This window comes from Mycobacterium sp. (assembly GCF_049683355.1).
Taxonomy (GTDB): Bacteria; Actinomycetota; Actinomycetes; order Mycobacteriales; family Mycobacteriaceae; genus Mycobacterium.
In genome coordinates this window covers 1-21,996 of record NZ_JBAUJB010000066.1, presented here as the reverse complement: position 1 = coordinate 21,996, position 21,996 = coordinate 1, and the positions used below count along the sequence as shown (strand labels likewise).

General features: G+C 67.6%; 20 protein-coding genes and 2 tRNA genes. 8 read left to right on the top strand and 14 right to left on the bottom strand.

Annotation, left to right across the window (positions count from 1 at the left end; translation table 11 throughout):
* A partial coding sequence (locus tag WA944_RS04080; protein WP_526646402.1) for a DUF3515 family protein occupies positions 1 to 347 on the top strand: 347 nt, incomplete at its 5' end.
* 3 nt (positions 348 to 350) lie between these two features.
* Here WA944_RS04080 and WA944_RS04075 read toward each other — a convergent pair.
* Genes WA944_RS04075 through WA944_RS04065 form a run of 3 tightly spaced genes read right to left on the bottom strand, consistent with a single transcriptional unit; the run spans position 351 to position 3,608 of the window.
* Complete coding sequence (locus tag WA944_RS04075; RefSeq protein WP_526374089.1) at positions 351 to 1,454, bottom strand: D-alanine--D-alanine ligase family protein; 1,104 nt, start codon at positions 1,452 to 1,454, stop codon at positions 351 to 353.
* 53 nt (positions 1,455 to 1,507) lie between these two features.
* The gene (locus WA944_RS04070; protein WP_526611127.1) at positions 1,508 to 2,626 is read right to left on the bottom strand and encodes a cystathionine gamma-lyase; all 1,119 of its coding nucleotides are present in this window, start codon (positions 2,624 to 2,626) and stop codon (positions 1,508 to 1,510) included.
* A gap of 4 nt (positions 2,627 to 2,630) precedes the next feature.
* The gene (locus tag WA944_RS04065) at positions 2,631 to 3,608 is read right to left on the bottom strand and encodes an NAD(P)H-dependent glycerol-3-phosphate dehydrogenase (protein ID WP_526375902.1); all 978 of its coding nucleotides are present in this window, start codon (positions 3,606 to 3,608) and stop codon (positions 2,631 to 2,633) included.
* A gap of 112 nt (positions 3,609 to 3,720) precedes the next feature.
* Here WA944_RS04065 and cofC point away from each other — a divergent pair, with 112 nt between their 5' ends.
* From cofC to mutT1, 3 genes are all read left to right on the top strand, one after another.
* Positions 3,721 to 4,392, top strand: a complete 672-nt coding sequence (gene cofC, locus WA944_RS04060) for a 2-phospho-L-lactate guanylyltransferase (RefSeq protein WP_526611128.1) — start codon at positions 3,721 to 3,723, stop codon at positions 4,390 to 4,392.
* A 64-nt stretch (positions 4,393 to 4,456) separates the two neighbouring features.
* Positions 4,457 to 6,643 carry an RNA degradosome polyphosphate kinase gene (locus tag WA944_RS04055; RefSeq protein WP_526611129.1) on the top strand — a complete coding sequence of 729 codons (2,187 nt, stop codon included), beginning with the start codon at positions 4,457 to 4,459 and terminating at the stop codon, positions 6,641 to 6,643.
* A gap of 68 nt (positions 6,644 to 6,711) precedes the next feature.
* Complete coding sequence (gene mutT1 / locus WA944_RS04050) at positions 6,712 to 7,611, top strand: 8-oxo-(d)GTP phosphatase MutT1 (RefSeq protein WP_526646405.1); 900 nt, start codon at positions 6,712 to 6,714, stop codon at positions 7,609 to 7,611.
* Between the two features lie 110 nt (positions 7,612 to 7,721).
* Here mutT1 and WA944_RS04045 read toward each other — a convergent pair whose 3' ends face one another.
* From WA944_RS04045 to leuC, 3 genes are all read right to left on the bottom strand, one after another.
* A complete protein-coding gene (locus WA944_RS04045) occupies positions 7,722 to 8,327 on the bottom strand; it encodes an HU family DNA-binding protein (RefSeq protein WP_526646400.1) in 606 nt (201 codons plus the stop codon).
* Between the two features lie 201 nt (positions 8,328 to 8,528).
* Positions 8,529 to 9,122 (bottom strand): 3-isopropylmalate dehydratase small subunit, encoded by a 594-nt coding sequence (gene leuD, locus WA944_RS04040; protein WP_526372137.1) that lies wholly within the window; start codon positions 9,120 to 9,122, stop codon positions 8,529 to 8,531.
* A 19-nt stretch (positions 9,123 to 9,141) separates the two neighbouring features.
* Positions 9,142 to 10,587: a 3-isopropylmalate dehydratase large subunit gene (leuC, locus tag WA944_RS04035; RefSeq protein ID WP_526611131.1), complete on the bottom strand. Its 1,446-nt coding sequence runs from the start codon at positions 10,585 to 10,587 to the stop codon at positions 9,142 to 9,144.
* A gap of 38 nt (positions 10,588 to 10,625) precedes the next feature.
* Here leuC and WA944_RS04030 point away from each other — a divergent pair, with 38 nt between their 5' ends.
* A complete protein-coding gene (locus WA944_RS04030) occupies positions 10,626 to 11,327 on the top strand; it encodes an IclR family transcriptional regulator (RefSeq protein WP_526372141.1) in 702 nt (233 codons plus the stop codon).
* Between the two features lie 24 nt (positions 11,328 to 11,351).
* On the opposite strand, the gene WA944_RS04025 is transcribed toward WA944_RS04030, so the two are convergent.
* The 4 genes from WA944_RS04025 to WA944_RS04010 all read right to left on the bottom strand — a co-directional run bounded on the left by WA944_RS04025 (position 11,352) and on the right by WA944_RS04010 (position 13,938).
* Positions 11,352 to 11,424 (bottom strand) — tRNA-Glu (locus tag WA944_RS04025).
* Between the two features lie 61 nt (positions 11,425 to 11,485).
* A tRNA-Gln gene (locus WA944_RS04020) sits at positions 11,486 to 11,560 on the bottom strand.
* 120 nt (positions 11,561 to 11,680) lie between these two features.
* A complete protein-coding gene (gene gltX, locus WA944_RS04015; protein WP_526372157.1) occupies positions 11,681 to 13,153 on the bottom strand; it encodes a glutamate--tRNA ligase in 1,473 nt (490 codons plus the stop codon).
* A gap of 5 nt (positions 13,154 to 13,158) precedes the next feature.
* On the bottom strand, positions 13,159 to 13,938 hold the full coding sequence (locus WA944_RS04010) for a fumarylacetoacetate hydrolase family protein (protein WP_526646398.1): 780 nt from the start codon (positions 13,936 to 13,938) through the stop codon (positions 13,159 to 13,161).
* 133 nt (positions 13,939 to 14,071) lie between these two features.
* On the opposite strand from WA944_RS04010, the gene WA944_RS04005 reads away from it, so the two are divergent.
* Complete coding sequence (locus WA944_RS04005) at positions 14,072 to 15,301, top strand: MFS transporter (protein WP_526372159.1); 1,230 nt, start codon at positions 14,072 to 14,074, stop codon at positions 15,299 to 15,301.
* Here the strand turns inward: WA944_RS04005 and WA944_RS04000 are convergent.
* The 3 genes from WA944_RS04000 to serA all read right to left on the bottom strand — a co-directional run bounded on the left by WA944_RS04000 (position 15,192) and on the right by serA (position 18,444).
* Positions 15,192 to 15,788, bottom strand: a complete 597-nt coding sequence (locus WA944_RS04000; RefSeq protein ID WP_526646396.1) for a hypothetical protein — start codon at positions 15,786 to 15,788, stop codon at positions 15,192 to 15,194. The two genes, WA944_RS04005 and WA944_RS04000, sit on opposite strands and share 110 nt — an antisense overlap.
* A gap of 62 nt (positions 15,789 to 15,850) precedes the next feature.
* The gene (locus tag WA944_RS03995; RefSeq protein ID WP_526372145.1) at positions 15,851 to 16,861 is read right to left on the bottom strand and encodes a 3-isopropylmalate dehydrogenase; all 1,011 of its coding nucleotides are present in this window, start codon (positions 16,859 to 16,861) and stop codon (positions 15,851 to 15,853) included.
* Entirely contained in the window at positions 16,858 to 18,444 is a 1,587-nt protein-coding gene (gene serA / locus WA944_RS03990; RefSeq protein WP_526372147.1) for a phosphoglycerate dehydrogenase, read from the bottom strand. The genes WA944_RS03995 and serA overlap by 4 nt, the downstream gene beginning before the upstream one ends.
* Before the next feature lie 30 nt (positions 18,445 to 18,474).
* Here serA and WA944_RS03985 point away from each other — a divergent pair, with 30 nt between their 5' ends.
* Positions 18,475 to 19,905 carry a phytoene desaturase family protein gene (locus WA944_RS03985; RefSeq protein ID WP_526372149.1) on the top strand — a complete coding sequence of 477 codons (1,431 nt, stop codon included), beginning with the start codon at positions 18,475 to 18,477 and terminating at the stop codon, positions 19,903 to 19,905.
* An 18-nt stretch (positions 19,906 to 19,923) separates the two neighbouring features.
* Here WA944_RS03985 and WA944_RS03980 read toward each other — a convergent pair whose 3' ends face one another.
* The gene (locus WA944_RS03980) at positions 19,924 to 20,400 is read right to left on the bottom strand and encodes a hypothetical protein (RefSeq protein WP_526372151.1); all 477 of its coding nucleotides are present in this window, start codon (positions 20,398 to 20,400) and stop codon (positions 19,924 to 19,926) included.
* A gap of 226 nt (positions 20,401 to 20,626) precedes the next feature.
* On the opposite strand from WA944_RS03980, the gene WA944_RS03975 reads away from it, so the two are divergent.
* Positions 20,627 to 21,856 (top strand): DDE-type integrase/transposase/recombinase, encoded by a 1,230-nt coding sequence (locus tag WA944_RS03975; RefSeq protein ID WP_526372153.1) that lies wholly within the window; start codon positions 20,627 to 20,629, stop codon positions 21,854 to 21,856.
* The last annotated feature ends 140 nt before the right edge of the window (positions 21,857 to 21,996 follow it).

Sequence of the window (21,996 nt, the reverse complement as noted above, 5' to 3'; positions counted from 1 at the left end):
AGCAACTCGGCGCCTACACCCGGGCGCCGGTGCGGGAACCCGCCCCGGCCGGCACGGCGGCGTGGCAGGCCGGCGGTGCGGACGACGCGCTGATCCTGCGGTGCGGACTCGACCGCCCTGTCGGTTTCGTGGTGGGCGCCCCGGTGCAGATGGTCGACGCCGTTGCGTGGTTCCGGGTCGCCGACCAGGCAGCGCAGGGACGCAGCACCTGGTTCGCGGTGGACCGGCCGGTCTATGTGGCGCTGACCCTGCCCCCCGATTCGGGTCCGACGCCGATTCAGGCGATCTCCACGGCCATCACCGAGGCGCTGCCCGCCACCGCGGTCCGTCCGGGGCCGGTCGGATGACCGTCAGCGCAGGCCGGTGCCGCGGGCGATCGCGGTGTCGACCATCGTGGCGAGCAGAGTCGGGTAGTCGACGTCGCTCGCTGCCCACATCCGCGGATACATCGAGATCGTGGTGAACCCGGGCATCGTGTTGATCTCGTTGATGACAGTTCCGTCGTCGGTGAGGAAGAAATCGACGCGGGCCAGCCCCTGGCAGTCGATGGCGCGGAAAGCCCGGATCGCCAATCCCCTGACTTCTTCGGCGACGGCGTCGTCGACCTTGGCCGGTACGTCGAGCTCCGCGGCGTCGGCGAGGTACTTGGTCTCGAAGTCGTAGAACCCGTCCTCTCGGCCGCGCACGCCGGCCACCCGGATCTCGCCGACGGTGCTCGCCTCGACGTGTCCGTCGGGAAACTCCAGCACGCCGCACTCCAGTTCCCGCCCGGGCACGGCTGCCTCGACGATGACCTTGGGGTCGTGCCGGCGGGCCTGGTCGATGGCGACGTCGAGCATGTCCCAGCCGGCGACCCGGCTGACCCCGATCGACGAGCCACCGCGCGCGGGCTTGACGAACACCGGCAACCCCAGGCGTTCGCGATCCTCCAGCGACAGAGTGGCCTGTTGCGGGCGCAGCACCACATGGTCGCCGATCGGCAACCCATCCGCTGTCAGCAGCTTCTTGGTGAACTCCTTGTCCATGCCGGCCGCGCTGGCCAGCACCCCGGCGCCCACATACGGAACGCCGGCGAGTTCCAGCAGGCCCTGGATCGTGCCGTCCTCGCCGTAGGGCCCGTGAAGCACCGGGAAGACGACGTCGACGGCGGCCAGCATCTCGCCGGCTCCCTCGCCCAGCGACAGCAGTTGACCGTGTCGGGTCGGGTCGGCGGTCAACGCCAGCGCGGTTCCCGACGACTCACCGACCTGCGGCAGGGTGCCGTCGGTGATGGCCAGCGTCTCCGGTCGACCGTCGGTGAGCACCCAGGCCCCCCCGGGCGAGATCCCCACCGCGACGACCTCGAACCGCTCCGGGTCGAGGTTGCGCAGGATGCTGCCGGCAGAAACACACGAGATCGCGTGTTCAGAGCTACGTCCGCCGTAGACGACGGCTACGCGGGTGCGGGCAGTCACAACCTAGAGAGGCTACCGTCCCCGGAGGAATGCGCAGGGGCCGCGCCCGCCCGTCACGCCGGCCCGAGTGCCTGTTCGATGTCGCTGACCAGGTCATCGGTGTCCTCGATGCCCATCGACAGCCGGGCGAATCCGTCGGCGACGTCATCGCCCCACCGGGCCCGGCGGTCCACCGAGGAGTGGATCCCACCGAAACTGGTCGACGCGACCAGCAGCGCGCTGCTGCCGACCAGTTCGTGCACGGCCGCCGCGGTTGCCAACTCCACGGCGACGACGCCACCGAAGCGACGCATCTGCACGGCGGCCACCGCATGCGAGGGGTCGTCGGGGAGACCGGGATAGCGGACCGTCTTCACCGCGGGGTGTGACCGCAGCATCAGCGCGACCGCGGCGGCGTTCTGGCATTGGCGTTCGAACCGCAACCCGAGGCTGCCGAGGCTGCGCAGCACCAGCCAGGCCTCGAACGAGCCCAGGATCGGGCCGGCCAGCAGGCGTTCCCGCTCCAGGCGCGCCATCACCTCGGGGTGGCTGCCGGCGACGTACCCGGCCAGGACGTCGTGGTGCCCGGCCAGCGCCTTGGTGGCGCTGGCGACCACGAGGTCGGCGCCCAGCGACAGCGGTTGCTGCCCCAGCGGCGTGGCCGTGGTGTTGTCGACGACGAGCATCGCACCGCCGGCCCGGCAGATCATCGCCAGCTGGTGCAGATCGACCACGTCCAGCCCCGGGTTCGACGGTGTCTCGGCGAGCACCACGTCGCCGCGGCCGGCACCGGAGGCCGCGTCGCACATCTGGGCACAGCTCGCCTCGACCACCTTGACGCCGCGCGGTTCGAGATACTCGTGGGCGTAGGCGCGCACCTGGTAGTAGCCGTCGGCGGGAACGACGACGGTGCGGCCGGGTTCGGCGACGGTCCGCAGGACCGCCGTGATGGCAGCCATTCCGGATCCGAATGTCAGTGCCCCCGCAGCCCCCTCGAGCCGGGCCAGTGCCGATTCCAGTTGCCGCCACGTGGGATTGGACCTACGGCCGTAGCTGTCCAGTGAATCGTCCTCGTCGGCGGGGAGGTGGTATGCGGCAGCGGGAACCGGTGGCGGCGCGATGGGGCTGCCCGGAATCGCTTCCGAGCCAACAGCTTTGATGCTGCGGGTGGAGTCTCCATAGGCGCCGGGCATGGCCCTACTCCGGCTTGGTGGTGCGGCCGAGCAGCAAGGCCACCGCGTCGTCGACGGACAATCCTCTGTGACAGACCCGGTGTACGGCCTCGGTGAGCGGCATCTCGACGTCGTAGGCGGCTGCCAGCGCCAGCACCGACTCACACGACGTGACCCCTTCGGCGACGTGGCCGCCGGTCGCGGCGAGCGCGGCCTGCATGGTGCCTCCCCTGCCGAGTCGCTCGCCGAACGAACGATTACGGGAGTGCGGCGACATGCACGTCGCCACCAGGTCGCCGATGCCGGCAAGCCCGGCCAGGGTGGCGGGCTTGGCTCCCAACGCGATTCCGAGCCGCATGATCTCGGCGAGACCACGGGTGATGATCGCCGCCGCGGTGTTCTCGCCCAACCCGGAACCGGCGGCCATCCCGCACGCCAGGGCGATGACGTTCTTGCATGCGCCCCCGACCTCCGCGCCGATCACGTCGGAGTTGGTGTAGGGCCGGAAGTAGCCGGTGGCAAGCGCCCGCTGGATGGTCACCGCCCTTCCGGAGTCACTGCACGCGACGACGGTCGCGGCGGGTTGGCCCTGTGCGATCTCACCGGCCAGGTTGGGCCCGGAGACGACAGCGACCTGCGCCGGGTCCACCCCGGTCACGGCGACGATGACCTGGCTCATCCGCATCAGTGTGTCCAGTTCGATGCCCTTGGCCAGGCTGACCAACGTGGCTTCGGGATCGATGGCGTCCTTCCAGCCGATGAGGTTGGCCCGCAGGGTCTGAGCCGGCACGGCCAGCAGCACCGTGCAGGCGCCGTCGAGGGCCTCGGCGTGGTCACCGGTGGCGCGGATCGACCCGGGCAGCTCACCGTCGAGGTAATCGGCGTTGCGGTGGGTGCGGTTGATCTCGTCGGCCAGCTCGGGCCGACGGGCCCACAGCCGGACGTTGTTGCCGGAATCTGCCAACACCTTCGCCAGCGCTGTTCCCCACGCCCCGGCACCCATCACCGCCGCCTCGACCACGGCTTCAGCGTAACCGGGGAATAGCGGCTGGCAGGATGGCGCTCGTGAGCAGCATGACCAACGGCACGGCCGACAGCAGCCGATGAGCGCTCGCGTGCAGAACAGAGAGCAGCCGGCCACGCTCACGCGTGCTCAGGATCACGGCATCGGGCTGGTGATCGCGGTCAAGCGGCTCACCGCGGCCAAGACGCGGTTGGCGCCGGAGTTTTCGGCGGTGACCCGCGAGCAGATCGTGCTCGCCATGCTGGTCGACACGATCGACGCCGCCTCGGGCGTGACGGAACTGCACTCCGTGATCGTCGTCACCCCCGACAAGACGGCCGCCGCGGCGGCGCAGCGGTTGGGCGCGGTGGTGCTCACCGATCCGACGCCCGACGGCCACCCCGACCCGCTCAACAACGCTCTGCTGGCGGCCGAGGCCATGGTACGCAGGCACACAGTAGACGTCGTTGCGTTGCAAGGCGATCTACCGGCGTTGCAGACCCGCGAGCTGACCGAAGCGATCTCGGCCGCCCGGGATCGGCCACGCAGTTTCGTCGCCGACCGACACGGCACCGGCACGTCGGCGTTGTTCTCGTTCGGAGTCGGACTCGATCCGCAATTCGGCCCCGATTCCGCAGAGCGCCATCGTCGTTCGGGGGCCGTCGAGCTGACCGGTGCGTGGCCCGGGCTGCGCTGCGACATCGACACCCCCGATGACCTGGTGGCGGCGCGGGTACTGGGCATCGGGTCGGCAACGGCACAGGCCATCGGCGACCGGAAATGACGGTGACCACCCGATGCCCCGACTCGGTGGCAGCAGGACCCTCGGATAGGGAATCATCACAGAGATGACCGAAGCCCAGACCCGGCCCGACAGCTCGGATGCATCGGAGACGGCGGCCCCCCTGCCGGTGATCGCGGGCCCGGCTGATGCGGAACCCGAGGCGCCGCCGGCGGCGACCGCGCCGCCGGTCGACAACCCGCTGCCCGAGGATCGCTACCTCAACCGGGAGCTGAGCTGGCTGGACTTCAACGCCCGCGTGCTGGCGCTTGCCGCCGATCCCTCGCTGGCCCTGCTCGAACGGGCGAAGTTCCTGGCGATCTTCGCGTCCAACCTCGACGAGTTCTACATGGTCCGGGTGGCGGGCCTCAAGCGGCGTGACGAGATGGGTCTGTCTGTCCGGTCCGCCGACGGGCTGTCGCCGCGCGAACAACTGCGCCGGATCAGCGAGCGCACCCAACAGATCGCCAGCAGGCACTCCCAGGTGTTCCTCGACTCGGTCCGGCCGGCGCTGGCGGAGCAGGGCATCATCATCGTGACGTGGGCCGAACTCGACGAGGCCGAGCGCGGGCGGTTGTCGACGTACTTCCACGAACAGGTGTTCCCGGTACTCACGCCGCTGGCGGTCGACCCCGCACACCCGTTCCCTTTCGTCAGCGGCCTGAGTTTGAACCTGGCCATCACGGTCAAACACCCCGACGACGGCGGCCAGCACTTCGCCCGAATCAAGGTGCCCGACAACGTCGACCGTTTCGTGGAGCTGTCCAGCAGGGAGGGCACACCCGATGTGGTGCGCTTCCTGCCGATGGAAGAGTTGATCGCCGCCTTCCTGCCGGTGTTGTTCCCCGGGCTGGAAATCGTCGAGCACCACGCTTTCCGGATCACCCGCAACGCGGATTTCGAGGTGGAGGAAGACCGCGACGAAGACCTGCTCCAGGCACTCGAGCGGGAACTGGCGCGCAGGCGCTTCGGGTCCCCGGTGAGGCTCGAGATCTCCGGCGACATGACCGAGGGCATGCTCGAGTTGTTGTTGCGTGAACTCGAGGTCGCTCCCGGAGATGTCGTCGAAGTGCCGGGCTTGTTGGATCTCTCGTCACTGTGGCAGATCTACGGAGTCGACCGGCCGGCGCTCAAGGATCGTCCGTTCGTACCGGCCACGCCGCCGGCGTTCGGCGAGCGGGAGACGCCCAAGAGCATCTTCTCGACGCTGCGTGACGGCGACGTCCTGGTTCACCACCCCTACGACTCGTTCTCCACCACGGTGCAGCGCTTCATCGAGCAGGCCGCCGCGGATCCCAACGTGCTGGCGATCAAACAGACGCTGTACCGCACTTCGGGTGACTCCCCGATCGTCAACGCGCTCATCGACGCTGCCGAGGCCGGCAAGCAGGTCGTCGCGCTGGTGGAGATCAAGGCGAGGTTCGACGAGCAGGCCAACATCAAATGGGCCCGTGCCCTCGAGCAGGCCGGCGTGCACGTGGTGTACGGGCTGATCGGTTTGAAGACACACTGCAAGACCTGTCTGGTGGTGCGGCGTGAAGGTTCGATGATCCGCCGGTACTGCCACGTCGGCACCGGCAACTACAACCCCAAGACCGCACGGCTGTACGAGGACATCGGTCTGCTGACCGCCGCACCCGACATCGGTGCCGACCTCACCGATCTGTTCAACTCGCTGACGGGCTACTCCCGCAAGGAGTCCTACCGCAATTTGCTGGTCGCTCCATACGGTGTGCGCAGGGGCATCATCGAGCGGATCGAACGGGAGATCGCAGCCACCAGGGACGGCGCCGACGGCCGGATCCGGATGAAGGCCAACGCCTTGGTCGACGAACAGGTCATCGACGCCCTCTACCGGGCTTCGCAGGCCGGCGTGCGGGTCGAGGTGGTGGTCCGTGGGATCTGCGCCCTGCGCCCCGGCGCCGCGGACTACTCCGAGAACATCGCGGTGCGCTCGATTCTCGGCCGCTTCCTCGAGCATTCGCGGATCATTCACTTCCGCGCCATCGACGAATACTGGATCGGCAGCGCCGACATGATGCATCGTAATCTCGATCGGCGTGTGGAAGTGATGGCCCAGGTTAAGGATCCGCGGTTGAGTGCACAGTTGAACGACATCTTCGAGTCTGCGACCGACCCGAAGACCCGCTGCTGGGAACTCGGCCCGGACGGGCACTGGGCAGCGTCTCCGCAGGAGGGGCGGACCGTGCGCGACCACCAGATGTCGCTGATGGAACGCCACCGCCATCCGTAGGACTGGATCTCCGGACCGATTGACCCGCAGGAGCTGACGTGTCCGAGGAGACCCGACTGGATACGACCATGGCCAAAAAGCCCATCCTCGCCGCCGGCGCGGTGTTGTGGCGGCCCCGGGACGGCGCGGCCACGCCGGAGGTGGCGATCATCCACCGTCCCCGCTACGACGACTGGTCGCTGCCGAAGGGCAAAGTCGATTCGGGCGAGACCGAACCGGTGACCGCCGTGCGGGAGATCGAAGAGGAGACGGGCTTTCGTGCCCATCTCGGTCGCCGTCTCACGACGGTGACCTATCCGTTCGATCCCGGCAGCAAGAAGGTGCGCTACTGGGCGGGGCGCTGTGTCAGCGGGCAGTTCAGCGTCAACGACGAGGTAGACGAGCTCACCTGGCTGCCGGTCGACCAGGCGATGAAGGCGTTGACGTATGCGCACGATCGCAAGGTGTTGCGGCGCTTCTCCAAATTGCCCGCCGACACCCAGACGGTGCTGATCGTCCGCCACGCCACCGCGGGGAGCAGGGCCCGGTACAAGGGCGATGATCGAAAGCGCCCCCTGGACAAGCACGGTCGCGCTCAGGCCGAGTCGCTTGTCGGCCAGCTCCTCGCGTTCGGCGCCGGCGACCTGTTCGCCGCGGACCGGCTTCGGTGCCGGCAGACGCTGGATCCTCTTGCCGAGGAGCTGGGTGCGGCGATCCGCGAAGAGCCCGAGCTCTCCGAAGAGGCTTACGCCGACAACCGCAAGGCCACCCGCCAACGGATCCTCGAGATCGCGGCGACATCGGCGAACCCGGTGATCTGCACTCAGGGCAAGGTGATTCCCGACCTCATCGAGTGGTGGTGCGAGCGCGACGGAGTCCGGCCGGACAGGTCGCGCAACCGCAAGGGCAGCACGTGGGTGATGTCACTTGCTGAAGGCCGACTGGTCGCGGCCGACCACCTCGGCACGGCGCTGCCGCCGAAGAAATGACGCGGCAAATGAATTCATACTCCCCGGCTCGCCGGCGCTGATCCGCGCTGACCGACACACACACAAACACGCCGCGGGTCTTGCGACCCGCGGCGTGCCTGATGTTCTGACTACCTGCGACCGCGCTTCGCCGGAGACTTCTTCGCGGGAGCCTTCTTTGCAGGAGCGGCCTTCTTCGCCGCAGCCTTCTTTGCCGGAGCCTTCTTTGCAGGAGCGGCCTTCTTCGCCGCAGCCTTCTTTGCCGGAGCCTTCTTGGCAGGAGCGGCCTTCTTCGCCGCAGCCTTCTTGGCCGGAGCCTTCTTGGCAGGAGCGGCCTTCTTGGCAGGAGCGGCCTTCTTCGCCGCAGCCTTCTTGGCCGGAACCTTCTTGGCAGCCTGACGTGCAGTGCTGCCAGCAGTCACGCCACGCTTGACCGCCGGGCCATCCGCCGGGAGACGCTGTGCGCCAGACACAACAGCCTTGAACTGAGCGCCTGGGCGAAACGCCGGCACGGAGGTGGGCTTGACCTTGACCGTCTCGCCGGTGCGCGGGTTGCGCGCCACGCGGGCGGCACGACGACGCTGTTCGAAGACGCCGAAGCCGGTGATCGTCACGCTCTCACCCTTGTGAACCGCACGCACGATGGTGTCAACGACATTCTCCACCGCCGCAGTTGCCTGCCGACGATCCGAGCCCAATTTCTCCGTGAGTACGTCGATGAGCTCTGCTTTGTTCATGCAAAACCTCCGAATACCAGTGGTCCTCTTTGAACCGACTAGTGGACACGGTAAACCCAATGGCCGCTGACTTCCAAGAGCCACGCGCAATTTCAGGGCAAGCCAGCGAACTTTTTTCAATCCGATTGCCGCCCTTACCGTCCTGCCGGCGACCGGGAAACGGGATCGCGGGGGCGCGATTTCGGCCGGAATAGCCGTTCGTCAGACAGGCAGAGTGCGGGGTTTCCACGCCTGACGGGCGGCCTCGAATTGTTCTATCTGATCCCGTTTCCGCAGCGTAAGGCCTATATCGTCGAGGCCTTCCAGCAGCCGCCAGGCGGTGTAGTCGTCAATGTTGAACGGCACCATGACCGTTCCGGCGGCAATGGTTCGATCTTGTAGATTCACAGTGATTTCCAGACCCGGCTGCTGCTCGATGAGTTTCCACAACAATTCCACGTCGTCTTGCGCGACTTCGGCCGCCAGGAATCCTGCCTTGCCCGCGTTCCCCCGGAAGATGTCGGCGAAACGGGACGAGATAACCACCCGGAATCCGAAGTCCATGAGTGCCCAGACGGCGTGCTCGCGGGACGAACCGGTGCCGAAATCAGGTCCGGCGACCAGAACAGAGCCTTTGTCGAAGGGCGCCTGATTGAGCACGAACGCCGGGTCGTTGCGCCAGGCCGCGAAGAGTCCGTCCTCGAATCCTGTTCGGGTCACCCGCTTCAGATAGACCGCAGGAATGATCTGGTCGGTGTCGACATTCGACCGGCGCAGCGGAACGCCGATTCCGGTGTGGGTGCGAAAGGCTTCCATCGAAGTCTCCTGTCGGGTTTCAGTGAGTCGTGACGGCCGGCAGGTCCGCCGGTGAGGACAGCGTGCCGCGTACCGCCGTGGCCGCGGCAACCGCCGGGGACACCAGGTGCGTACGCCCGCCCTTTCCCTGCCTGCCCTCGAAATTGCGGTTGGAGGTCGACGCGCACCGCTCGCCGGCAGAGAGCTGATCGGGATTCATCCCGAGGCACATCGAGCAGCCGGCCTGCCGCCATTCCGCGCCCGCGGCCGTGAAGATCGCGCCCAGCCCTTCTGATTCGGCCTGCGCGCGGACCCGCATGGAGCCGGGCACCACCAGCATCCGGACGTCGTCAGCGACCCTGCGCCCGCGCAGCACCTCGGCGACCACCCGCAGATCCTCGATCCGGCCGTTGGTGCAGGAGCCGACGAAAACGGTGTCCACCGGGATGTCCCGCATGGCCGTGCCCGCGCGAAGATCCATGTAGGTCAACGCCTTTTCGGCGGCCTGGCGCTCCCCCTCGTCGACGATCAGCTCCGGATCCGGGACCGAACCGGACAGCGGAACACCCTGCCCCGGATTGGTCCCCCACGTCACGAACGGGCTCAGGGTCGACGCGTCGATGTAGACCTCGGTGTCGAATTCGGCGCCATTGTCGGTGCGCAGCAGACGCCACGCGGCCACGGCTTGGCCCCACTGCGGCCCCTCGGGGGCGTGCGGCCGCCCGCGCAGGAACTCGAAGGTCGTGTCATCGGGCGCCACCATTCCGGCGCGAGCCCCCGCTTCGATGCTCATGTTGCAGACGGTCATCCGACCTTCCATCGACAGCGCTTCGATGGCGCTGCCGCGGTACTCGATCACGTACCCCTGGCCGCCGCCGGTGCCGATCTTGGCGATGACGGCGAGGATGATGTCCTTGGCACTGACCCCGGGCGGCAGCACACCGTCGACGTTGACCGCCATCGTCTTGAACGGCGAAAGCGGCAGCGTCTGGGTGGCCAGCACATGCTCGACCTCCGAGGTGCCGATACCCATTGCCAATGCCCCGAATGCGCCGTGGGTGGAGGTGTGACTGTCCCCACACACCACCGTCATACCGGGCTGGGTCAAACCCAGTTGCGGCCCGATGATGTGCACGATGCCCTGCTCGGCGTCGCCCATCGGGTGCAACCTGATGCCGAATTCCTCACAGTTGCGGCGCAGTGTCTCCACCTGCGTCCGCGAGATCGGATCGGCGATCGGCCTGTCGATGTCGATCGTCGGCACGTTGTGGTCCTCGGTGGCGATGGTCAGATCCGGCCGGTGGACCGGGCGCCCCGCCAGCCGAAGCCCGTCGAACGCCTGCGGGCTGGTCACCTCGTGCACCAGGTGCAGGTCGATGTAGATCAGGTCCGGCTGCCGCGCGGCACCCTCTCCGGAGCCGGTGACAACAACGTGTTCACTCCACACCTTCTCGGCGAGCGTGCGGGGCTGGTTCGCGATGGCCATCTTGACTGTCTCACAATCTGGGACGCTAGTATCTCCTTGTGAGACAGGATAGCGGCATCGGCGTGCTGGACAAAGCCGTCGGCGTGCTTCACGCGGTCGCCCAGTCCCCGTGCGGTCTGGCAGATCTGTGTGAGCGCACCGACCTGCCCCGGGCCACGGCACATCGGCTGGCCGTCGGCCTGGAGGTGCACCGCCTGCTGGCCCGCGACGGTGACGGGCAGTGGCGCCTGGGCCCTGCTGTCACCGAGCTGGCCGGCAACGTCAGGGATCCGCTGCTGTCCGCCGGCGCCTCCGTGCTGCCCCGACTGCGCGAACTCACCGGGGAGAGCGTGCAGCTCTACCGGCGCGAAGGGACCGCACGGATCTGCATCGCCGCTTTGGAACCGCCTGCCGGACTACGCGATACCGTGCCGGTCGGAACGCGGCTGCCGATGAACGCCGGATCGGGCGCCAAAGTGCTGCTCGCCTATGCGGATACCGCCACCCAGCAGGCGGTTCTGCCGTCGGCGGCGTTCAATGACCGCACACTGGCCGAGGTGCGCAAACGGGGGTGGGCCCAGAGTGTGGCCGAACGCGAGCCCGGGGTGGCCAGTGTGTCCGCGCCGGTGCGCGATGGGCGCGGCGCCGTGATCGCGGCGGTTTCGGTGTCCGGGCCGATCGACCGGATGGGCCGGCGTCCGGGCGTGCGGTGGGCCACCGACCTCGTCGCCGCTGCTGACGCGCTGACCCGCAGGCTTTGAGAATTGCCCGCTGTTCGCTCGTTGTACCCCCGATGGGATTCGAACCCACGCTACCGCCGTGAGAGGGCGGCGTCCTAGGCCGCTAGACGACGGGGGCCAGAACTGTTTTCGGTGGGTCAGCATAGCTCAGGTGAGAATGCTGACCTAATCCGTTGCATTGGCTGGGGTACCAGGACTCGAACCTAGAATGGCGGTACCAGAAACCGCTGTGTTGCCAATTACACCATACCCCACTGGCCACCTGTAACCGCAGGTCACAAGCCATTTCATGAACCCGACACAGCACGGGAACTCCGCGCCGGGCCTACTGCCGGGCCGACGTGCACACTACCAAATGTTCGGCGGTGTTTTTCTCAGGCCTCCACCGCCGTCGCGGCGGCGACGTCCCGACCGGCCCGCAGCCGGTCCAGGCTGCGGTCCCGTCCCAGCAGTTCCAGCGACTCGAACAGCGGCGGGCTCACCGACGAACCGGTCACCGCGACGCGGACCGGGCCGAACGCCTTGCGCGGTTTGAGCTCCAGACCGTCCACCAGCGCCGACTTCAGCGCCTCCTCGATGGCCGCCGTGGTCCACTGCCCCAGCCTCTCCAGCGCGTCGAGCGCGGCGCTGAGCACCGGTACGGCCGCGGGCCGCAACTCCTTGGCCGCCGCCTTCTCGTCGAGCACGAAACCGGCATCGTCGAGGAACTTCAGCAGGTCCCACGCGTCGCCGAGCACCACGATACGGGTCTGCACCAGCCTCGCCGCCTCGGCGAACCGGGCGTCGTCCAGGCCCGTGCGGTGACCGTGCGCGGCGAAGAACGTCGACAGTCGGGCGGCGAAATCGTCCTCGTCCAGCATTCGGATGTGCTCGGCGTTGACCGCGTCGGCCTTCTTCTGATCGAAGCGGGCCGGATTCGAGTTCACATCGGCGACGTCGAATGCGGCCACCATCTCGTCGAGGCTGAACAAGTCGTGATCGTCGGCGATGCCCCAGCCGAGGAGCGCCAGGTAGTTCAGCAGCCCTTCGGGGATGAAGCCGCGGTCGCGGTGCAGGAACAGATTGGACTGCGGGTCACGCTTGGACAGCTTCTTGTTGCCCTCCCCCAGAACGCTTGGCAGATGGGCGAACTGCGGAACCTGCTCGGCAACCCCGATCCGTATCAGCGCCTGGTACAACGCGATCTGGCGCGGGGTGGACGGCATGATGTCCTCACCCCGCAGCACATGGGTGATCTTCATCAGCGCATCGTCGACCGGGTTGACCAAGGTGTACAACGGGTCGCCGCTGCCGCGCGTCAACGCGAAGTCGGGCACCGACCCTGCCGGAAACGTCGTCTCGCCGCGAACCAGGTCGTTCCAGGACAGGTCGGCGTCGGGCATCCGCAGTCGCAGCACCGGGTTACGCCCCTCGGCGCGGAAGGCTGCGCGCTGCTCATCGGTTAGGTCGCGGTCGAAGTTGTCATACCCGAGTTTCGGATTACGGCCGGCCGCCAGATGCCGCGCTTCCACCTCCTCGGCGGTCGAGTAGGCCTCGTAGGCCTCGCCCGAGGCGAGCAGTTGATCGAGCACGTCCCGGTAGATCCGGGAGCGCTGCGACTGCCGGTAGGGCTCGTAGGGTCCCCCGACTTCCGGGCCTTCGTCCCAGTCCAGGCCGAGCCAGCGCAGCGCATCCAGGATCGCGGCGTAACTCTCGGCACTGTCCCGCTGCGCGTCGGTGTCCTCGATCCGAAAGACGAACGTGCCACCGGTATGGCGGGCGTAGGCCCAGTTGAACAGCGCGGTGCGGACCAGTCCGACGTGGGGAATACCGGTCGGCGACGGACAGAATCTGACCCTCACGGGTATGCTTGTCACGACTTTCCTTTGCGTACAACGGGATTGGACAGCGTGCCGATCCCCGAGATCGTGATGCTCACGGTGTCCCCATCCTCGATGGGGCCGACGCCCTCCGGTGTCCCGGTCAGGATCAGATCGCCGGGAAGCAACGTCATCACCGCCGACACCCACTCGATGATCGCGCCGACATCATGGATCATCAGCGCGGTGTTGGAGTTCTGGCGTACCTGACCGTTGACTTCGGTGCGCAGGTCCAGGTCGCTCGGGTCGAGGTCGGTGACGATCCACGGACCCACCGGGCAGAAGGTGTCGTGGCCCTTGGCCCGCATCCACTGGCCGTCCTGGCGCTGCTGATCGCGCGCCGACACGTCGTTGGCGATCGTGTAGCCGAGAATGTTCTCGGCGGCCCGGGATGCGGGCACGTCCTTGCAGGGCCGGCCGATCACGGCGGCCAACTCACCCTCGTGATGGACCGGGTGGGCATCCGCGGGAAGCTGGATAGCCGAATTCGGCCCGATAATCGACGTGTTGGGCTTGAGGAATATCACCGGGTCCTCGGGGGCGGTGCCGCCCATTTCCTCGGCGTGGGCGGCGTAGTTCTTGCCCATGCACACCACCTTGCTTGCCAGGATGGGCGCCAGCAGCCGGACATCGGCCAGCGGCCAACTCCGCCCGGTGAAGGTCGGGTTGCCGAACGGGTGCTCGGCGATCTCCTTGCAAATTGCCTCGTTCGGGTCGCCTTCGATGCTGACGAAGGCGACTCCATCGGGACTGGCGATTCGGCCGAGACGCATTGCCTCAGCGTAATGCCCGGCCCCTCAGGGCCGACCGGCGCGGCGCAGCTCACCGGCCTCATCTCACTAAATGAGATGCCGATTCAGCATGATGAGATACCTGTGCGACCATGGCACAGTGGCCGCCTCGTCGATGAGCACCGCCAAGCGCTGGTCGATGCTGGTGATCGCCCTGTCGACGTCGTTGTGCGCGAACGTGTTCATCAACGGCGTGGCGTTTCTGATCCCCACGCTGCACACCGAGCGCGGCCTCGGCCTCGCACAGGCCGGCCTGGTGTCGGCGATGCCCAGCCTCGGCATGGTGGTCACCCTCATCGCGTGGGGCTATGTCGTCGACCGGGTGGGCGAACGCCTGGTGTTGGCGCTGGGCTCGGCACTCACCGCTGCGGCCGCCTTCGCCGCCGCGTCCGTGCAGTCGCTGGTCGCGGTGAGCGTCTTCCTCTTTCTCGGCGGGATGGCGGCGGCGAGCAGCAACACAGCCAGCGGCCGTCTGGTCGTCGGGTGGTTCGCCGCCGAGCAACGCGGGCTGGTGATGGGGATCCGGCAGACCGCTCAGCCGCTGGGGGTCGGTCTCGGCGCACTGGTCATCCCCCGGGTGGCGGAGCACCACGGCGTCTCGGCGGCACTGCTGTTCCCGGCGATCGTGTGCACCGCATCGGCGTTGATATGTGCGGTGGCCGTGATCGATCCGCCCCAGCCGCCCCGCTCGCAGGCAGCCGCCGCCGATCTGGCCAATCCGTATCGCGACTCGCGGCTGCTGTTGCGTATCCACCTCGCATCGGTGCTGCTCGTGGTGCCGCAGATCCTGGTGTGGACGTTCACGCTGGTCTGGCTGATCGCCGAACACGGATGGTCGCCGGGCTCCGCCGGCTTGTTGGTCACGCTGGCACAGCTTCTCGGCGCAGCCGGACGGATCGGCGCCGGGCGATGGTCGGATCGGGTTCTCAAGCGTTCCGGTGACGTCCTCGGTGCGCGGATGCGACCGATCCGGATCATCGCGGCCGCCGCGGCCGTGTCCATGGCATCTCTCGCCCTCACCGATTGGCTGGACTCGCCGGCGAGCATCGCGGTGATGATGGTCGCCTCGATGGTCACCGTCTCCGACAATGGCTTGGCGTTCACCGCGATTGCCGAGATCGCCGGCCCGTTCTGGAGCGGGCGCGCTCTGGGCACACAGAACACCAGCCAGTTGTTCACCGCCGGTGTGGTGCCGCCGGTGTTCGGGGCCCTGATCGGCACGGCGGGATTTCCCCTCACCTTCGCGGTGTGCGCGCTGTTCCCGTTGATGGCGATCCCCGCTGTGCCGGTGGCGTGCGGGGCAACGACACCACCGCGGCCGTCAGGAAGCACAGCGCACCGATGAACGTGCCGAGGTTGGCCAGTCGTTCGTCGGCGGTCAGGCCGGACACCCGGACGAACGCCGCCACTGCCGACACCCCGAAGGCCACGCAGCCGATCAGGTTGACCGCAGCCGCCCACCAGGCACGCGACCGGAGTTCGAACACCCCGACCGTCGCGGCCACGGCGGCCATCGCAAGCACACCGCTGAGCAGGAACGCGATCGACCCGGTTGCGTCGGGTGCCCACACGTAGCGCCGTTGCGCACTCACGGCGTGGGCCCACACCGCCGCGCCGGTGCTGAGATTGAACAGCAGGGTTCCCGCGAACTGGACTGCCGCCGAAGCTGACTCGGCGTCGGATACACGACTGTGCGGTCCCGGCTGTCTCGTCGAGATCAGCTGCATCCATGCGGCGGTGGTGAAGAACCACGAACCGACGAAGCACAGGACGTTGGCCGCACCCGCACCCGCCCACGCCGGGAACCCCGGGACGGTGGCCACCGCGAACAAGGACGAGCCGAGCGCGAACAGCCGGCACTGTCGTGTCAGCGTCGCGAATCCGCCGGCGGTGCTTACAGCTTCCCCAGGATCCGCTCACCGACCGCGGAGGTCGACAGCTTCTCGTCACCACGAGTCGCCAGATGCTCTTCCACTGCCTTGTCGACCCGCGCCGCCGCACCGAGTTCGCCGAGGTGCGCCAGCAGCAGCGCCACCGACATGATGGCGGCCGTTGGATCCGCGATGCCGCGGCCGGCGATGTCCGGCGCACTGCCGTGAACCGGTTCGAACATCGACGGATTGGTTCTGGTGGCATCGATGTTGCCGCTGGCCGCGAGCCCGATGCCGCCGCACACCGCAGCGGCGAGGTCGGTGATGATGTCGCCGAACAGATTGTCGGTGACGATCACGTCGAACCGGCCCGGGTCGGTGACCATGTGGATCGTCGCGGCATCGACGTGCAGGTAGGCCACCTCGACGTCGGGGTACTCCGGTGCCACCGCCTGCACGGTGCGCCACCACAGCGACCCTGCGTAGGCCAGCACGTTGTTCTTGTGCACCAGGGTCAGATGCTTGCGCCGCTGCTGCGCCCGCCCGAAGGCGTCCTGCACCACCCGACGCACCCCGTAGGCGGTGTTGACGCTCACCTCGGTGGCGATTTCGTGGGGCGTGTCGACGCGGATCGCGCCACCGTTGCCGGTGTACGGGCCCTCGGTGCCTTCCCGGACCACGACGAAATCGATCTCGGGGTTGCCCGCCAGCGGGCTCTGCACGCCGGGATAGAGGCGGCCGGGACGCAGGTTCACGTGATGGTCCAACTCGAACCGGACCCGCAGCAGCAGGCCGCGTTCGAGGAGCCCGCTGGGCACCGATGGATCTCCGATCGCCCCCAACAGGATGGCGTCGTGGGCCTTCAGCTCGTCGAGCACCGTCGGGGGCAGCACCTCACCGGTGGCGTGGTACTGCCGGGCACCGAGGTCGTACTCGGTCTTCTGCACACCCGGCAGCACTTCGTCGAGCACGTTGAGCGCCTCGCCGATGACTTCCGGACCGATGCCGTCGCCGGCGATCACCGCGAGTTTCATGAAAGATCCACCACTTCCAGCGTCACCGCGTTGACGTCGCGACCGATGGCCGACAGGACGTCGGCGGGCACCTGCCGATCCAGCCGCAGCATGATCGTCGCGCCGTCACCGTCGGCGTCCTGGCTCAGTTGCGCGGCGAGGATGTTGGCGCCGGCGCTGCCGAGCAGGGTGCCGATCTTGCCCAGCGCCCCCGGCTGGTCGTCGTAGTTGATGATCAGGTTGACGCCCTCGGCGCGCAGGTCGAGGTTGCGTCCGTTGATCTGGACGATCTTCTCGACGAGCTGCGGGCCGGTCAGGGTTCCCGCGACGTTGACCGTGGATCCGTCCCCACCGACCGCGCGCACGTCGACCACGCTGCGGTGGTTCGGGCTCTCCGGGGCGGTGGCGATGGACGCCTCCACGCCTCGCTCGGCGGCCAGCGCCGGTGCGTTGACGAACGTGACCTGATCCTCGATCGCCGCCGAGAACAGCCCGCGCAGTGCCGACAATCTCAACACCTCGACGTCTTCACTGGCCAGCTCGCCCTGGACCTGCACCGACAACGAGACCGGCAGCTCGGCGGAGAGCACCCCGACCAGCAGGCCCAGCTTGCGGACCAGGTCCAGCCAGGGCGCCACCTCTTCACCGACGACCCCACCGCCGACATTGACCGCGTCCGGCACGAACTCCCCTGCCAACGCCAGCTTCACGCTGGCTGCGACGTCGGTGCCCGCCCGGTCCTGCGCCTCGGCGGTGGACGCACCCAGATGCGGGGTCACCACCACCTGCGGCAGCTCGAACAGCGGGCTGTCGGTGCAGGGCTCGGTGGCGAACACATCGAGCCCCGCGCCGCGGACGTGTCCGCTGGCCACGGCATCGGCGAGGGCCGCCTCGTCGATCAGGCCGCCGCGGGCGGCATTGACGATGATGACGCCGGGCTTGGTCTTGGCCAGTGCCTCCTTGCCGATCAACCCCGCGGTCTCCTTGGTCTTGGGCAGGTGCACCGAGATGAAGTCGGCGCGCCCGAGCAGTTCGTCGAGCGTCAACAACTCGATGCCCAGCTGCGCGGCACGGGCGTGCGAGACATACGGGTCGTACGCGGTGATGTGGGCGCCGAACGCGGCGAGCCGCGCAGCCACCAGCTGGCCGATCCGCCCGAGGCCGACCACCCCGACGGTCTTACCGAAGATCTCGGTGCCGGAGAACGACGACCGCTTCCAGGTGTGCTCACGCAGCGTGGCGTCGGCGGCGGGGATCTGACGTGCGGCCGACAGCAGCAACGCCAGCGCGTGTTCGGCCGCGCTGTGGATGTTCGATGTCGGCGCGTTGACGACCAGGACGCCTCGCGCCGTCGCCGCGTCGACGTCGACGTTGTCCAGGCCGACGCCCGCGCGCGCCACGATCTTCAGCTTCGACGCCGCGGCGAACACCTCGGCGTCGACCGTGGTGGCCGAACGCACCAGCAGCGCGTCGGCGTCACCGACCGCAGCCAGCAGCTTCTCCCGGTCGGGACCGTCGACCCAACGCACTTCGACCTGGTCGCCCAGGGCTTCCACGGTCGATTCGGCCAGCTTGTCGGCGATCAGTACAACAGGCAAACTCACCCGGACAGCCTAATGGGCTGTAATGAAGCAGTGGACATCACCATCGTCGGAAGCGGGCCCAACGGTCTGGCGGCCGCTGTCATCTGCGCACGAGCGGGTCTTTCGGTACAGGTACTCGAGGCCCAGCCCACCGCAGGGGGCGGCGCACGTACCGTTCCCGACCCGGAATTCCCAGACGTCTCGCACGACATCTGCTCGGCGGTGCACCCGCTGGCCCTGGCGTCACCGTTCTTCGCCGCGTTCGACCTACCCTCGCGGGGGGTGGCGCTGGCGGTGCCCGAGGTTTCCTACGGCAACCCGCTACCCGGTAGGCCCGCAGCCATCGGCTACCGCGACATCGACCGCACCTGCGCCGAACTCGACCACGGTGCGTCCTGGCGCCGGCTGCTGGGTCCGCTGTCGGCCGATTCCGAAGGCGTGGTCGGCCTGCTACTCGGCGACAAGCGGTCGATCCCGCCCAGTATCGCTGCGGCGCTGCGGGTGGCTCCGCGGCTGCTCGCCCAGGGCACCCCGGCGTGGCGCACTCTCACCGGCGAGGACGCCCGCGCATTGTTCACCGGCGTTGCCGCGCATACCATCTCGCGGATGCCCTCGTTGGTGGCCGCGGGCGCGGGGCTGATGCTGGCGACGCTCGGCCACTCAGTTGGTTGGCCGATCCCCGTCGGCGGCTCGCAGGCCATCCCCGACGCGCTGATCGCCGATCTTCGCTCGCACGGCGGTGAACTGACACTCGGCGAGGAGATCACCAGCCCACCGTCGGGAGTCGTCCTCTACGACACGGCGCCGACCGCGCTGCTGAACATCTACCGAGACCGGCTGCCGTCCCGGTACGCCAGGACCCTGCAGCGCTATCGCTACGGGCCGGGCGTGGCGAAGGTCGATTTCGTGCTGTCCGGGGAAATACCTTGGCAGGATCGGCGATTGGCGGACACCCCGACGCTGCATCTGGGGGGCGACCGGGCCACGATGGCGCGCGCCGAAGCGCATATCGCCGAGGACCGGCACGCCGAGTGGCCGATGGTGCTCGCAGCGCTGCCCCACCTGGCAGACCCCGGCCGGATCGATGCTCAGGGTCGCCGGCCGATGTGGACCTATGCGCACGTGCCGCAGGGCTCGACGATCGACATGGCCGAGACCGTCACCGGCATCTTCGAGCGCTTCGCGCCCGGCTTCCGGGATCTGGTCGTGGGGGTGCGCAGTGTGCCGGCCGCGCGCCTGTCCGACCACAACGCCAACCTCGTCGGCGGCGACATCGGGGTGGGCGGCAACAACATGTTCAGCGCACTGACCGGGCCTGCACTGCGGTGGAATCCGTGGTCGACCCCGATCCCGGGGGCGTACCTGTGCTCGTCGGCCTCGCCACCCGGCGGCGGTGTACACGGGATGGCGGGGTATTACGCCGCCCGCACCGTATTGCGGAAAGAGTTCGGCATCAAGAAGCTGCCGCCCCTGTCCCCCTGAGCGATTCCGGCGAGAACCTCAGGGAACCAACACCGCCTCGCCACCCGGCGGACCTGCCGGGCCAGGCGGCGGCGGCATCCACAGAGTCATTGTCGCGCCGCCGAAATCTGGTTGTGCGGGCGGCGGCGTCGGTTGACGCTCAGCCTCGGTCGCCACCGGACCCACTACTCCGCCCGGTGGCGGGGGTGGCGGGGAAGTCGATGTCGGCTGCTCCAGGCTGGCAGTCGTGTAGATGTAGGTGCCGTCGACGTAGTTGTCGCACTCCTTCGTGCCGTTGATATCCCGATAGCAGCACTTGGAGTACCTCTTTCCGTCATGAACGACGGTGGTGTACGTACCTCCGTTGGCGTTGTCGCAGTCGCTGATGATTGTCGATTCAGGAATCGCGTTGCCTGGGGATGCAGTCAGGATCATCGCCCCTGCTGCGATGAGGCCCGCGGCGGCGAGACGAGCGGCGTGAGCAAGGCGCACATCGGTGGATCCACGGGTTGTCATGAGCACTCCGGCGTTCGGTGGTTGTGACCTGACGCCGAATCGCCGATCTTGACGAGAGGGCACCACACCGGGTGTTGGATAGCGCTCACTATCACCAACTGCCGTTGTACAGAGCACGCGTTGACTCACCAAAAATGCGCGTAGACCCATTCGTTGCCTCAGCTGAGAATGCGCGCGTACGGCGCGCCTACCCGGCCGGTGATGTATCGCTGGATAGACCCAGACGATGGGACTGACGGTGAGTCAACGCAAGGCTGTGACGAAGGCGATCGCGACCCGCTACGCGCGAGCTGACAAGACCGGCAAGCGCCGGATCCTCGATGAGTTGTGCGCTACCACAGGCTGGCACCGCAACCATGCACGCAAGGCGTTGAAGAATGTATTGCGCCCGAAGGTCATCAAGAGCAGGGCGCCGCGTCCACCGAAGTATGGACCGAAAGTTATTGCGGCGCTGATGTTCTGCTGGGAGGTGCTGGGAATGCCCGCCGGCAAGCGACTGGCGCCGATGCTGGACGAGCTGGTGGCGATCCTGCGCCGGTTCGGCGAGCTGGTCATCGATGACGACACCGCGGCGCTGCTGGTGGGCATGTCGGCGGCCACCATCGACCGCCGCCTGGCCCCCGAGCGCAAGCGCCACGAGTTGAAGGGCCGCAGCCATACCAAGCCGGGATCACTGCTCAAATCCCAGATCCCGATCCGGACCTGGGCGGACTGGGACGACGCGAGGCCGGGGTTCGTCGAGATCGACCTGGTCGGCCATGAGGGCGGCAACGCCGCTGGTGAGCACGCCTACACGCTGACCGTCACCGACATCGCCACCGGGTGGACCGAGAACCGCAGCGTGCCCAACAAGGCCCGTAAATGGGTGCTCGCGGCGTTAGCCGATATCGCCAAGATCATGCCGTTCCCGATCCTGGGCGTAGACAGTGACAACGGAAGTGAGTTCATCAACCATCACCTATTGGCCTGGTGCGAGCAGCGGAAGATCACCTTCACCCGCTCACGGCCACGCAACTCCAACGACGGCTGCCACGTGGAGCAGAAGAACTGGGCGATCGTGCGCACCGTGGTCGGCTACCACCGCTACGACACCAAGGCAGAACTGTTGCTGCTCAACAAGATCTGGGCGTTGCAGTCACTGCTGACCAACTACTTCTACCCGCAGCAAAAACTCGTCTCCAAGGTCCGCGACGGCGCCAAAGTGTCCAAGAAATACGACACCGCCACAACCCCGCACCGCCGCGCCGAGCGCCACGAGGCGGTCTGCGCCCAGGACAAGGCGATACTCGCCGACACCTACACCGGCATCAACCCAGCCGCCGTCCAGCGCCAGATCCAGGCCCTGACCACAGAGCTGCTCACGATCACCACCAGCAAGGCTGGACCGGCCAAAAAAGCTCCCGTTACGCGCGCATCCTCGAATGAGTCAACGAATCATTCCTCGCGCGCATCTTGATGTGATGAAGGGGCGGGGCCTCCGCTCCTCGTGGCGTTCCCGGCGGATGCTGGGGGTGTCCACTTTCCACGAATCATGGGAGGCCCCTATGAACGAGTATGACGGCAAGCAGTTCGTCGGGATCGATCTGCATCGGCAGC

What these genes read in the sequence shown, in the direction of transcription:
- WA944_RS04070 (WP_526611127.1), bottom strand. Translation starts at nt 2,626, where the DNA reads ATGCCCGGCGCCTATGGAGACTCCACCCGCAGCATCAAAGCTGTTGGC.
- WA944_RS03975 (WP_526372153.1), top strand. Translation starts at nt 20,627, where the DNA reads ATGGGACTGACGGTGAGTCAACGCAAGGCTGTGACGAAGGCGATCGCG.
- leuD (WP_526372137.1), bottom strand. Translation starts at nt 9,122, where the DNA reads ATGGAAGCCTTTCGCACCCACACCGGAATCGGCGTTCCGCTGCGCCGG.
- WA944_RS04010 (WP_526646398.1), bottom strand. Translation starts at nt 13,938, where the DNA reads ATGCGTCTCGGCCGAATCGCCAGTCCCGATGGAGTCGCCTTCGTCAGC.
- WA944_RS04065 (WP_526375902.1), bottom strand. Translation starts at nt 3,608, where the DNA reads ATGGGTGCCGGGGCGTGGGGAACAGCGCTGGCGAAGGTGTTGGCAGAT.
- WA944_RS04055 (WP_526611129.1), top strand. Translation starts at nt 4,457, where the DNA reads ATGACCGAAGCCCAGACCCGGCCCGACAGCTCGGATGCATCGGAGACG.
- WA944_RS04045 (WP_526646400.1), bottom strand. Translation starts at nt 8,327, where the DNA reads ATGAACAAAGCAGAGCTCATCGACGTACTCACGGAGAAATTGGGCTCG.
- WA944_RS03980 (WP_526372151.1), bottom strand. Translation starts at nt 20,400, where the DNA reads ATGACAACCCGTGGATCCACCGATGTGCGCCTTGCTCACGCCGCTCGT.
- WA944_RS03995 (WP_526372145.1), bottom strand. Translation starts at nt 16,861, where the DNA reads ATGAAACTCGCGGTGATCGCCGGCGACGGCATCGGTCCGGAAGTCATC.
- mutT1 (WP_526646405.1), top strand. Translation starts at nt 6,712, where the DNA reads ATGGCCAAAAAGCCCATCCTCGCCGCCGGCGCGGTGTTGTGGCGGCCC.
- leuC (WP_526611131.1), bottom strand. Translation starts at nt 10,587, where the DNA reads ATGGCCATCGCGAACCAGCCCCGCACGCTCGCCGAGAAGGTGTGGAGT.
- WA944_RS04005 (WP_526372159.1), top strand. Translation starts at nt 14,072, where the DNA reads ATGAGCACCGCCAAGCGCTGGTCGATGCTGGTGATCGCCCTGTCGACG.